The organism is Bacillus cereus group sp. MYBK14-1, assembly GCF_051916885.1.
In the GTDB taxonomy this organism is placed as follows: Bacteria; Bacillota; Bacilli; order Bacillales; family Bacillaceae_G; genus Bacillus_A; species Bacillus_A cereus.
The window spans coordinates 84,853-97,253 of record NZ_JBQAHM010000007.1 but is presented as its reverse complement, the minus strand read 5'-3'; the positions used below and the strand labels follow the sequence as shown (position 1 = coordinate 97,253).

Genomic DNA, 12,401 nt, shown 5'->3' with positions numbered 1-12,401 from the left:
TAACCTCACTCTTTACGTTTAACTTTAACCGCTAAGCGGTAGAATGTTTGTCATAACGTGTCATGGTCATTTCGACAAATTTTATACATTACGAGTGAAACTGTATATTCTCTACTAATTCATCGTAAATTTTTAGTGCATCATTTTCTTGTTTTTCTTCCAAAGTAGCATAAAGCTTTCTATACATATCGATAGAATCTCTTAAAACTTTACAAGAAAGAGTTGCTACGTAATCATTTACGATCATCCAAATGCGATATAGTAAATAATTATCGACTTGTTCAATAAGTGTTTTAAAGAACGTTTGATGAAGCGTTGGGACTGAGCTTTCATTTGCTTCAAGTACTTGGTGTAATCTACTTAGTACTTTAGAAAACGTTTCTTTCGGTAAATTACATACAATTCGAATCATATCTTTCTCAAGTAATCGTTTCGTTTGTAATAAATCACGAATTGTTTTCTCATCTTGCAATAAGAACGGAGCAATTAATTGTACAAGACCGTTATCATAAAAGTTTCGAATAAACGTCCCTTCACCACGTCTCGTTTCAATCAATCCTACCAGTTCTAAAGCACGCAATGCTTCTCTTACAGAGGAACGTCCTACGTTTAAGCGTGAACTTAACTCACGCTCAGACGGCAAACGATCCCCCGCCACCAAACCATCCTCTTCCATAATGGAACGGATTTTTTTTACAATTTCGAGATATACTTTTGTATTTGATGATGTCAATGGAAATTCCTCGCTTATTCTTTACCAATCAGCGCTAATTGTTTTGTTTTTTCAGCGATCTCATTTGGATCTACTTGACGGCGAGCTACTCCTGTCTCCATTGCTGCTTTTGCAACGTAAGCCGCTACTTGAGGCGCTACACGCGCGTCAAATGGTGCCGGAATGATATAGTCTGCATTTAACTCATCTTCTGCTACAAGCTCAGCAATAGCCTGTACAGCTGCCATCTTCATTTCTTCGTTAATTTGTGTCGCATGTACGTCAAGTGCACCGCGGAAAATACCAGGGAACGCCAGTACATTATTTACTTGGTTCGGGAAGTCAGAACGACCTGTTCCAACAACAGCTGCGCCCGCTGCTTTTGCCAATTCTGGCATAATTTCTGGAACTGGATTCGCCATTGCAAAAATAATCGCATCGTCATTCATTGTACGAACCATCTCTTCTGTTAATGCACCTTCTGCAGATACACCAATGAATACGTCCGCACCTTGTACAACATCAGCTAAAGAACCTTCTATACGATTCTTATTTGTATATTTTGCAACTTCATCCTTCACCGGATTCATACCTGTAGGACGACCATCATAGATTGCGCCTTTACGGTCACACATAATAATGTCGCGTACACCATAGCGATATAAAAGTTTAATAATTGCAATACCTGCTGCACCTGCGCCATTTGCGACAACTTTAATGTCAGACATTTTCTTTCCAACTAATTTCAGTGCATTTACAAGACCTGCTACTGTTACAATAGCTGTTCCGTGTTGATCATCATGGAAGATAGGAATATTTGTTTCTTTTTTCAAACGCTCTTCAATAATGAAGCAGTTTGGTGCTGCGATATCTTCTAAGTTAACGCCGCCAAAAGTTGGCTCCATTAATTTTACAGTTTCAACAATTTTATCTACATCGTTTGTATTTAAGGCAATTGGGAATGCATCTACACCAGCAAAGCTCTTGAATAATACAGCTTTACCTTCCATTACTGGAAGAGATGCTTCAGGTCCAATGTTACCAAGACCAAGTACAGCTGTTCCATCTGTCACAACTGCTACCATATTTCCCTTCATCGTATATTCATATACCTTACTTTTATCGTCATAAATTTCTTTACAAGGTTCTGCAACCCCTGGAGAATATGCAAGACTTAAATCTTTTGCATTTTCTACTTTTACTTTTGATACAGTTTCTAATTTTCCTTGATGCACTTTATGCATGTGAAGTGCTTCTTCACGAAGTGTTGACAAACTATCCACTCTCCTCAAATTATTCTTGCTGATATCAATTTCTCCAAGTGGTCTGACCACGAACACTACTACTATAATAATCGAAGTGTAGGGAAATTGTCCATTATATTTTCACAACTACATTTTCTTCCCCGACAATTTCACGAAGTGCTCCTAAACATTCTTCACTTGGATGAATCGATAAACTCCGAGATAATTGTACCATTTTATGTTCCTTTTCATAATAAATTAGTACTTTCGCAAAACCTGAATAGTCGAACAATATTTTCGTAACCTGATTTAAAAGCTTTTTCTCATACTGAGACGGCAATTTCACGTAAACAGATGCGTCTTTCTTTTCTTCATAAACATCCATTTCCTCTAGCGGATATAGTCCATTTACAATCCATTGCAGCTTATGATTTCTTAGCTCAATCGTACCGTCAACTAAAACAATTGCTCCTTCTTGCAACTTATCCGAGAAATGTATATACGTTTCCGGGAAGAGGACCGCTTCCATTTCATCATTTTGATCACAGAATGTAATAAATGCCATCTTTTGAAACTTTTTCGTACGAATCACTCTCACACTTGTTATATACACAATAGCTCTTTGTACTTTTTTCTTGTGTCGCATCGCCTGAGCGAGAGATGGAATTTCTAATTCTTTTGCTAACTTCACATATTGCGCTGTCGGATAACTTGATAAATAAAAGCCAAGTGCTTCCTTCTCTTTATTTAGTTGTTCAATAAAAGATAACTCTTCTCCTTGTACATATTTTGATTTTGGAACAGCATCTCCTAAATCACGTGCGAGATTCGCGTACTCTAACGCCCCTTTAATACTTTTCCATAAATTCGTTCTCGAAACACCAAAATCGTCAAAACATCCCGACCAGACGAAAGCTTCTAAATTACGCTCCGTTACGAACTTTGACGGCATACGAAGACAAAATTCAAATAAATCTTCGAACATTTTTTTCTCTCGTTCTTCTAATAATGCCGTCACTGTAGCCATTCCAATATTTCGGATCGAAAGTAAACTGTAACGTATCGCATTCCCTTCTATTTGGAAGTTGTAGCCACTCCTCTGAAGAGACGGTGGCAAAACGTGAAAACCTTTCCGCTTCGTTTCTCGTATATACTGTACAATCTTATCTTCATTTCCAATTGCGCTTGATAATAATGCCGTCATAAATTCCAGCGTATAATTCGCTTTCAAATAGGCAAGCTGATATCCGATCATACTGTAAGCTACAGCGTGACTTCGGTTAAAACCGTAATTCGCAAATCTTACAATTAAATCATAAATTTTCTCTGCGGATGTCTCATCATAACCATTTCGCAAACATCCTTGGACGAAATGCTTACGTTCCTGATCTAAAATATCACGATTTTTTTTACTCACCGCACGGCGCAGTAAATCTGCTTCTCCGAGCGAAAAACCAGCTAACTTCGATGCAATTTGCATAATTTGTTCTTGGTATACAATGACGCCGTATGTTCTTTCTAAAATTGGCTTTAAATCCGGATGTAAATATTCAATTTTTCTTTTTCCATGTTTCGATTCAATAAAAGACGGTATCTGTTCCATCGGTCCTGGTCTATATAACGAGTTAACAGCTACGATATCTTCAAACTCATTCGGTTTTAACCCGCGAAGTACATTTCGCATACCACCCGACTCAAGCTGGAATACACCTGTTGTATCCCCTCTCCCTAATAATTGGAACGTCTTTTCATCTTGAAGAGGTAAGTTTCTTATATCGATTTCTTTCCCTGTTTTGTTCGCGATAAATTTTATAATATTTTCAAGTAACGTTAAATTACGTAATCCTAAAAAGTCCATCTTAAGCAAACCAAGTTCTTCTAGCGCATCGGCTGGATATTGCGTAACATAAACATCGTTATGTCCTTCTTGAATTGCTACACTTCCTGTTAGCGGTTCTTGACTCATAATAACACCAGCCGCATGAATAGACGTATGACGTGGTAAACCTTCTACACGTTTTGCGATTTCAAATACACGCTCATGCAGAAGATTCCCTTGTATAAACTCACGAAGTGATTGTGATTCTTCATATGCATCTTTTAACGTTATACCAAGCTTTGATGGAATAAGTTTTGAAAATATATCAATATCTCGCGGCGGAAGCCCCATTACGCGGGCAATGTCTCTAATTGCCGCTTTTGCTGCAAGCGTACCAAACGTTACAATTTGCGCAACACGGAGCTGACCGTATTTATCTTTCACATAGCGAATCATCTCATCACGTCTTACGTCTGGAAAATCAATATCAATATCGGGAAGCGTCACACGTTCAGGATTTAAAAACCTTTCAAATAATAGATCGTATTCAATTGGATCAATATCTGTAATTTCTAATACGTATGAAACGAGTGAACCAGCTGCCGATCCACGACCTGGTCCTGTTAGAATATGATTTTCATGTGCATACTTCATAAAATCCCATACGATGAGGAAATAATCACTAAATCCCATACGAGAAATAACATTTAATTCATGATCCAAACGCTTTATATGCACTTCTTTCGGTTCACCATATCGTTTCCGCAAACCTTCTTCACAAACACGACGCAAGTATATATCACTCGTTTCATTAGACGGAACAGGAAACTTCGGAAGTTGATTTACATGGAACGGTATTTCTACTTGGCAACGCTCTGCAATTTTTATTGTATTTTGGATTGCTTCCGGCGCATGGGAAAATAGTGCTTCCATTTCATCCGATGACTTTAAATAATACTGATCTGTTTTCAGCCTCGGCCTATCTGGATCAGTCATTTTCGTTCCACTTTCAACAGATAGTAAACATTCGTGAACAAGCGCGTCACTTTGATTGATATAGCGCACATCGTTTGTTGCAACGACTGGAATATTAACCCTACTAATAAATTCAGGTAGTTTCTCTTGTAAAAGCAACTCATCTTGAATCGCATGATGCTGCAAACTCATATAAAAATGGCCAAACATATTTTGATACGTGCGAGCTACTTCTTCAGCCTGACTCTCATTGTCTTCTAGTAATAATTGCTCAATTTCGCCATCTTTACCTGGTGAAATTGCAATTAATCCTTTCGCATAATGCGCAAGCCACTTCTTAGGAATACCTTCTTTGGACTTTGTCATAATACTGCTAGAAATCTTTAATAAATTTTGGTAGCCTATTTCATTCTCAGCAAGTAATACAAGCGGATAAGACCTTTCTTCTTCTTCACTAAAAATAGAAGCGGTTAATCCAATAACGGGCTGTATACCATGTTTCTTACATGCTTTATAAAACGGAATAACGCCATACATAACATTTTCATCCGTAATAGCCAGCGATGAAAAACCGAGTTCTTTCGCCCTGACTACAAGCTCATCAATTTTACAAGCACTTTTTAATAAACTAAAAACGGTTTGACATTGTAAATGCACAAACTTCACTGTTGTACCCTCTCTTTACCTATTTGACTACTTTTATTATAGGTGATGAGGAAAGCGGAAATCAAAACATACTTCTTATACTTTGTCCATATATATGAAGAAGAAAGGGGAATGACGATGGATGTAAGAGAACATACTTTTTTCTCTCTGCTTATTATTAGTTATTTTATTGCCTTTGGGGTTATACTTGGCGGTTCATTAATTGGTGGATTTGGTGCGTTTCTTATCGGAAAACCAGCTCTAACTTACATTAATCAATTCGCCCAAAATTTAAGAATTTGGGCACTCGTTGCAGCAATCGGCGGAACATTCGATACCTTTTATAGCTTTGAAAGAAGTTTCTTTGGCGGAGATATGAAAGATATCGTAAAGCAAATTCTCCTTATTTTTTTCGCAACTGGTGGTATGCAAACAGGTCTCATTATTATTAAATGGCTAACGCAGGAACATGTATGAGAGTACCAAGTGCCAATACAGCAAAAAGATGGTACTTAGTATTAGCTGGGGCTGCTGTTGGAGGCGTGTTGAGCTGGTTTATTTTTTTGTACATATACGGTGTTTTTCAAGAAGAACAAGCTAGTAAAATAGCAGAACAAAGAGAAATTATAGAAAAACAAGAAGCAAAGCTCCACGTCCTTCTCGAAGATCAAGAAAAATTGAACACTGAAAATAAACGGCTCTTAACCATTCAAGAGATTAAAATAAAACTTATCAATCGAGAAAAATACGATTTAGACAATCTCACACTCGAAAATATGACTACATCTATCCATAATGACCTCCAACATCTTTTAACGAAAAACATTCAAAGTATCGCAAAAAATAAAGACCTACTTAAAAAGGTAATCGAAAATAAAACGTACAAACATTACGATCGGCTATACCGTTTTAAAGTCGATACAATATCTTTTGATACAGTGCTTGAAATTAGCATTACTATAGAGAAAGAAAAATAAAGAAGGAGGGCTTTAGCGCCGCTCCTTCTTTTCGTTCTAACATATAGTCTCTTATTTACAAATCTCACGTAAATCAGCAAAAAGACGATCCGCTTCTTCCCAAGAAGATGCCTTCGCACCAGAAGCCATCGGATGCCCCCCGCCGTTATATTGCATTGCTAATTTGTTTATAACTGGTCCTTTTGAACGAAGACGAACACGAATTACGTCGTCTTCCTCTAAAAATAGAACCCACGCCTTTAATCCATCAATATTGCCAAGAGCTCCAACAACACCAGATGCTTCAGAAGGAAGTACATCAAACTCTTCTAATACTTCTTTCGTTAATTTAATGTAAGCTGCTCCTTCTTCTACCATCGTAAAGTTTTGTAAAATATAACCGTTTAAACGAGCAATTTTTTCTTTTGTCTTATACATCTCATTGTATAAATCTGTGAATTTCACACCCATGTCAACAAGCTCACTTACGTAACGAAGTGTTTTTGCTGTCGTATTCGGGAATAAGAAACGACCTGTATCTCCAACAATTCCTGCTAAAATAAGGCGGGCTGCTTCTTTTGTTATTTTTAATCCTTTATCTTTTCCATAGTTATAAAACTCATAAATCATTTCACTTGTAGAACTCGCTGTCGTATCTACCCACGTAATATCTCCATACGGATCTTCATTTGGATGATGATCAATTTTAATTAACATCTTCCCTTTTGTATAGCGTTGATCGTCAACACGTTCTTGATTCGCAGTATCACAAACAATAACAAGCGCATTTTCGTATACACTATCTTCAATATCATCCATTACTCGTAAGTATGCTAGTGACGGCTCATTATACCCAACCGTATAAATATTTTTCTCTGGAAACGATTCTTGTAGAATTGTACCAAGACCACCCTGTGAACCTAACGCATCTGGATCCGGACGCACGTGGCGATGAATAATAATTGTATCAAACTCTTTAATTGCTCCTAAAATTTGCTCATGCATATGTATAATCTCCTTTTTAATCAACTTCTTCACTTTATCCTCCATTATAACGGAAAGTATTTCATACATGCGAACAATTGCTTTATAATAAAAGTTAGAAAGTTTAGATATTTCTTTTTCTTTTCTATTATTTTTCACAAAGCGATGGGAGTGTTCATTATGCCAGTATTAGTCTTCTGTATTATCGTCTCATTTATGTTGTACCTCTTTTACAAAACAAAATACTTTCGTACAAACCGCCCAATGGAGAAAGGTTGGCTCTCAGGAAAATCCGCAATGGCACTCGGTTCATTCGTTTTATTTTTCGGGATAAACCAATTCTTTTTAGAACTTTCAACCGCTCGTATTATCGTTGGTGTTTTATTCGTTCTATTTGGTAGTGCAAGTGTATTTAACGGGTTTCGCCAATACAAACATTTCTTGCCATTAGCAGTTAAAGAAGCTGAAGTCTATGAAGCAACGTAAAAAAGCATCAATATTGTGATGCTTTTTTACGTCCCTTAACTTTCAAAATCATATACGCAACAAACGCAGATGGTATATTAAATGGGTTCCCTTGTACGTGAAAATGTAATTGTTCTTCTCCAAAAGACATTTTTTCATATAGCTCTCGCTGAGATAATCCTGTCTTTTCCTTTTTTTCATGTAAACCTTGTAAATATAAATATTGAATCGGTATCATTACAAGAAAGTAAAATAGTGCGATACTACCAAAAAAGAGTACGGCTGACGACATAATGCATACCACCTCTCGCGATTCCATTTTCTTACAATATAATCATAACACAATATACAACTGAATTGAATTATTATTCCGTCTTTTCTCACATTACTTTTCCACTCCATCCCATACATATTTCACTAAAACTCCCATCTAAAATCATGCCTTTCAAATTTAAAACAACAAAAAAAGATGGAACAAATCAAAACGATTTGTTCCATCTTTTTATTTATCGATTAACTGAACCATAAGTAATGCTTTTCCAACAACATTACCTTCATGATGCACCTCTACATCGACCTTACCAAATTTACGTCCAATTTCTAATACTTTCGGATGAACAGATACAACATTATCAATTTGAACCGGCTTTACGAAATAAATCGTTAAGTTTTCAACAATTAAATCACTTTTCTTTTGCGCACGAATGACGCGATTTGTCGCTTCTGTCACAATTGTTGCAAATACACCGTACGATAACGTCCCGATTGAGTTCGTCATTTGCGGCGTCACCGAAAATTGATATAGATGCTCATTCTTCGCTTCTTTTGGTGTCATAAATTGATTCGTTACAATATCATCAATGGTTTCTCCAACTTGTGGCTGACGTTGAATCATTTGCAGTGCCTGAAGTACATCTTGACGGCTAATAATACCTTGCAGTTTGTTTCCTTCCTCAACGACAGGAAGTAATTCAATTCCTTCCCACACCATCATACGTGCCGCAGCTGCGACAGACATTTTACCGTTCACTGTAATTGGGTGTTTTGTCATTACTTTATCAATTGGTGTTTCTTTCGCTACTCCGATCATATCTTTTGAAGTTACGATTCCTAGTACTTTGTTACTTTCATCGACAATTGGATATCTTCCGTGCATTGTCTCTTCGTTATATGCATGCCATTGCTGTACTGTATCACTCGGCTTTAAATATAACGTTTCTTCAATTGGCGTTAAAATATCTTCAACGAGTACAATTTCTTTCTTAATAAGTTGGTCATAAATTGCACGATTAATTAACGTTGCGACCGTAAATGTATCGTAGCTACTTGAAATGATCGGCAGCTTTAATTCGTCTGCTAATTTCTTCACATGATCTTCCGTATCAAATCCGCCCGTAATTAATACAGCGGCTCCAGTTTCTAGCGCTAATTCATGTGCATTGGTACGGTTACCAATAATGAGTAAATTCCCAGCTTCTGTATAGCGCATCATCGCTTCTAATTTCATAGCTCCGATTACGAATTTATTTAATGTTTTATGTAGTCCTTCTCTGCCTCCAAGTACTTGACCGTCGACAATGTTAACGACTTCTGCATATGTCAGTTTTTCGATATTCTCTTTCTTCTTTTGTTCAATTCGAATTGTTCCGACACGTTCAATTGTACTAACATATCCTTTATTTTCTGCATCTTTAATTGCACGGTAAGCGGTCCCTTCACTTACACTCAAATCTTTCGCAATTTGTCTTACAGAAATTTTATGGCCTACTGGCAGGCTATTAATATGTTCTAAAATTTGGTTATGCTTGGTAGCCAAATGGTTTCACCATACTTTCTTTTCCCTAAATTCTTCATGTGTTGTACTTTTAGTATACTATATTTTCAAAACTGTTACACTCTCTCTTTGCATACCTGTACTATTTTTTTTATAACAAAATGACGCTTACATTCCACCAGTCATTCTATTACAACAATGTAATGCTATTGTCATCTCATTCGATAGTTCGCCCACTTAATTGCCTATACAATTAAGACAAGAAATAAAACAAAGGAGCGAACACATGATGAAAAAACTTTTAGAGGTTGTAGGTGCTGTATTTTTAGCTTTCGTAGATGGGAAAAAAGTTGCAATGGAATTGAATGAAACACCTGAACAACCACGTACCAAAAGAGAAGAATCACCAAAACAAATACAAGCATTAAAAGCTGTCCTACACACGTAAAAAACCCTTCACTTTTCTTTTCAAATGAAGGGTTTCTTTTCTATAGTGTAATACTTTCTCCAGCTTCTAATACTTTCCCTGTACAATTTTGTAGCTTTTCTACAAATTGATATGGATCTTGTTCAATAACTGGGAACGTATTGTAATGCATCGGTACAACAGTTTTCGCATTAATCCATTTTGCCGCTAGTACAGCATCTTCTGGCCCCATTGTGAAATTATCACCAATTGGTAAAAATGCTAGATCAACTTTATTTAATTCCCCAATTAACTTCATATCAGAGAATAGTGCAGTATCTCCTGCGTGGTATACAGTTTTCTCTTCTGCTGTAAATAAAATACCTGCTGGCATACCTGTATATGTAATCGTCTTATTTTCTTCATCAATATAACTAGAGCCGTGGAATGCTTGTGTAAACTTCACTTTTCCGAAGTCAAATTCATGTGAACCACCAATATGCATCGGGTGTGTATTTACACCTTGCCAACTTAAAAATGTTGCTAGTTCAAATGGCGCTACAACAACTGCATTATTTTTCTTCGCAAGTTCTACTGTATCTCCAACATGATCACCGTGTCCATGCGATAAAAGAATTGCATCCACTTTTACATCTTCAGTTTTTAAATCTGTTTTCGGATTACCTGTTAAAAACGGGTCAATTAAAATAACTTTTCCATTCGCCTCAATTTTCACAACTGAATGTCCATGATAAGATACTTTCATTATTACATTCCTCCCCTGTTCACATTCTCACTTTGTATTCTACATGATTTTTCAATTCCCTGTCTTTTCTAACATCTATTTACTTGTCATAACGCTTTCTTCCGAGTTAAAGTTATATTTGTAATTAAATATCTCGGGGGTGCCAATCGATGAATGCTAGATTAGAAAATTTAATGCAATGGCTAAAAGAAAAAAACGTAGAAGCTGCGTTCTTAACTTCTACACCAAACGTCTTCTACATGACAAACTTCCACTGTGAACCACACGAAAGATTACTTGGTATGTTTGTATTCCAAGAAAAAGAACCTATTTTAATTTGCCCTAAAATGGAAGAAGGTCAAGCACGTAACGCTGGCTGGGCACATGAAATTATCGGATTTACTGATACTGACAGACCATGGGATATGATTGCAAAAGCAATTAAAGACCGCGGCATCAATGCAAATGCAGTTGCAATTGAAAAAGAACATTTAAACGTAGAGCGCTACGAAGAATTAACGAAATTATTCCCAAATGCAGCTTTCAAATCAGCTGAGGAGAAAGTTCGCGAACTTCGTTTAATTAAAGATGAAAAAGAACTTTCTATTTTACGCGAAGCAGCTAAAATGGCGGACTATGCTGTTGAAGTTGGTGTAAATGCAATTAAAGAAGATCGTAGTGAACTAGAAGTATTAGCAATTATTGAACACGAATTAAAAACAAAAGGCATACATAAAATGTCATTTGATACGATGGTATTAGCAGGTGCGAACTCAGCTCTTCCACACGGTATTCCTGGCGCAAACAAAATGAAACGCGGTGATTTCGTACTATTTGATTTAGGCGTAATCATTGACGGTTATTGCTCTGATATTACACGTACAGTGGCATTCGGCGAGATTTCTGAAGAACAAACTCGTATTTACAACACTGTACTTGCTGGACAACTACAAGCAGTTGAAGCATGTAAACCAGGTGTTACACTTGGCGCAATCGACAACGCTGCTCGTTCTGTTATCGCAGATGCAGGTTACGGAGACTTCTTCCCACACCGACTTGGTCACGGACTTGGAATTAGCGTACACGAATATCCAGATGTAAAAGCTGGTAACGAGTCTCCATTAAAAGAAGGTATGGTCTTCACAATCGAACCTGGTATTTACGTACCAAACGTAGGTGGCGTTCGTATTGAAGATGATATTTACATCACAAAAGACGGATCAGAAATTTTAACGAAATTCCCGAAAGAGTTACAATTTGTAAAATAATAGAAAAAGGCAGCGGGAGTGCTGCCTTTTTCTATTTCCCTACTATTTCAAATTTCTCTACAATCATTTTTGCTGGATAACTTTCAAGTATTTGAGAAAACCATACTTTTATTTTATCCCCTGTTTTTAACTGTTTATATGCGTCTTTGTCCTTAAAGCTCAAGACTATATGTGCTGGATGCTCTTTATTCATTTGTTGTTCTATATAATGTTGCAACTCTACTTTTGTTTCAACCGTTTTATCATCGGCAAAAAACATCGTGTCATTTCTTAATATGATATACCCTTCTTTAGGTACTTCTTTTACCGTTACTTGCTCTACTTGTTTTGTATCACACGCTGATAATACGACTAGAAATACACTTAAAAACATAACAATTTTCATATGCCTATTCATTTTTAACTCCT

At 36.7% G+C, this 12,401-nt stretch carries 13 protein-coding genes; 5 read left to right on the top strand and 8 right to left on the bottom strand.

Translation table 11 applies throughout. The annotated features are described in order from the left end of the window. Nucleotides 1–88: 88 nt before the first annotated feature. The 3 genes from ACTFR3_RS18840 to dnaE all read right to left on the bottom strand — a co-directional run bounded on the left by ACTFR3_RS18840 (nucleotide 89) and on the right by dnaE (nucleotide 5,416). Nucleotides 89–733, bottom strand: coding sequence for a FadR/GntR family transcriptional regulator (locus ACTFR3_RS18840; RefSeq protein WP_440044686.1), 645 nt, complete (start codon nucleotides 731–733; stop codon nucleotides 89–91). 14 nt (nucleotides 734–747) lie between these two features. Next, a complete protein-coding gene (locus ACTFR3_RS18835; RefSeq protein ID WP_161508111.1) occupies nucleotides 748–1,956 on the bottom strand; it encodes an NAD(P)-dependent malic enzyme in 1,209 nt (402 codons plus the stop codon). Between the two features lie 133 nt (nucleotides 1,957–2,089). Continuing rightward, nucleotides 2,090–5,416 (bottom strand): DNA polymerase III subunit alpha, encoded by a 3,327-nt coding sequence (dnaE, locus tag ACTFR3_RS18830; RefSeq protein WP_440044684.1) that lies wholly within the window; start codon nucleotides 5,414–5,416, stop codon nucleotides 2,090–2,092. 42 nt (nucleotides 5,417–5,458) lie between these two features. On the opposite strand from dnaE, the gene ACTFR3_RS18825 reads away from it, so the two are divergent. Continuing rightward, entirely contained in the window at nucleotides 5,459–5,872 is a 414-nt protein-coding gene (locus tag ACTFR3_RS18825) for a YtrH family sporulation protein (RefSeq protein ID WP_002005839.1), read from the top strand. Further along, nucleotides 5,869–6,372, top strand: coding sequence for a sporulation membrane protein YtrI (ytrI, locus tag ACTFR3_RS18820; RefSeq protein ID WP_001265736.1), 504 nt, complete (start codon nucleotides 5,869–5,871; stop codon nucleotides 6,370–6,372). The genes ACTFR3_RS18825 and ytrI overlap by 4 nt, the downstream gene beginning before the upstream one ends. A 51-nt stretch (nucleotides 6,373–6,423) precedes the next feature. On the opposite strand, the gene ACTFR3_RS18815 is transcribed toward ytrI, so the two are convergent. After that, nucleotides 6,424–7,356 (bottom strand): DHH family phosphoesterase, encoded by a 933-nt coding sequence (locus ACTFR3_RS18815; protein WP_000545136.1) that lies wholly within the window; start codon nucleotides 7,354–7,356, stop codon nucleotides 6,424–6,426. Between the two features lie 159 nt (nucleotides 7,357–7,515). On the opposite strand from ACTFR3_RS18815, the gene ACTFR3_RS18810 reads away from it, so the two are divergent. Then, on the top strand, nucleotides 7,516–7,821 hold the full coding sequence (locus tag ACTFR3_RS18810; RefSeq protein ID WP_001144776.1) for a YtpI family protein: 306 nt from the start codon (nucleotides 7,516–7,518) through the stop codon (nucleotides 7,819–7,821). Between the two features lie 7 nt (nucleotides 7,822–7,828). Here ACTFR3_RS18810 and ACTFR3_RS18805 read toward each other — a convergent pair whose 3' ends face one another. Together ACTFR3_RS18805 and ACTFR3_RS18800 are read right to left on the bottom strand one after the other, a co-directional pair. Further along, entirely contained in the window at nucleotides 7,829–8,092 is a 264-nt protein-coding gene (locus tag ACTFR3_RS18805) for a DUF3949 domain-containing protein (protein WP_000093045.1), read from the bottom strand. 210 nt (nucleotides 8,093–8,302) lie between these two features. Next, entirely contained in the window at nucleotides 8,303–9,616 is a 1,314-nt protein-coding gene (locus ACTFR3_RS18800; RefSeq protein WP_000201572.1) for a CBS domain-containing protein, read from the bottom strand. A 244-nt stretch (nucleotides 9,617–9,860) separates the two neighbouring features. Here ACTFR3_RS18800 and ACTFR3_RS18795 point away from each other — a divergent pair, with 244 nt between their 5' ends. Then, nucleotides 9,861–10,022, top strand: a complete 162-nt coding sequence (locus ACTFR3_RS18795) for a hypothetical protein (RefSeq protein WP_000976303.1) — start codon at nucleotides 9,861–9,863, stop codon at nucleotides 10,020–10,022. 40 nt (nucleotides 10,023–10,062) lie between these two features. On the opposite strand, the gene ACTFR3_RS18790 is transcribed toward ACTFR3_RS18795, so the two are convergent. After that, a complete protein-coding gene (locus ACTFR3_RS18790) occupies nucleotides 10,063–10,746 on the bottom strand; it encodes a metal-dependent hydrolase (RefSeq protein ID WP_000868927.1) in 684 nt (227 codons plus the stop codon). A 149-nt stretch (nucleotides 10,747–10,895) separates the two neighbouring features. Between ACTFR3_RS18790 and pepQ the strand changes: the two genes are divergently transcribed. Beyond that, nucleotides 10,896–11,993, top strand: a complete 1,098-nt coding sequence (gene pepQ / locus ACTFR3_RS18785) for a Xaa-Pro dipeptidase (RefSeq protein WP_000994026.1) — start codon at nucleotides 10,896–10,898, stop codon at nucleotides 11,991–11,993. A gap of 31 nt (nucleotides 11,994–12,024) precedes the next feature. Here pepQ and ACTFR3_RS18780 read toward each other — a convergent pair whose 3' ends face one another. Beyond that, the gene (locus tag ACTFR3_RS18780) at nucleotides 12,025–12,390 is read right to left on the bottom strand and encodes a DUF3221 domain-containing protein (protein WP_001079377.1); all 366 of its coding nucleotides are present in this window, start codon (nucleotides 12,388–12,390) and stop codon (nucleotides 12,025–12,027) included. Nucleotides 12,391–12,401: the final 11 nt, after the last annotated feature.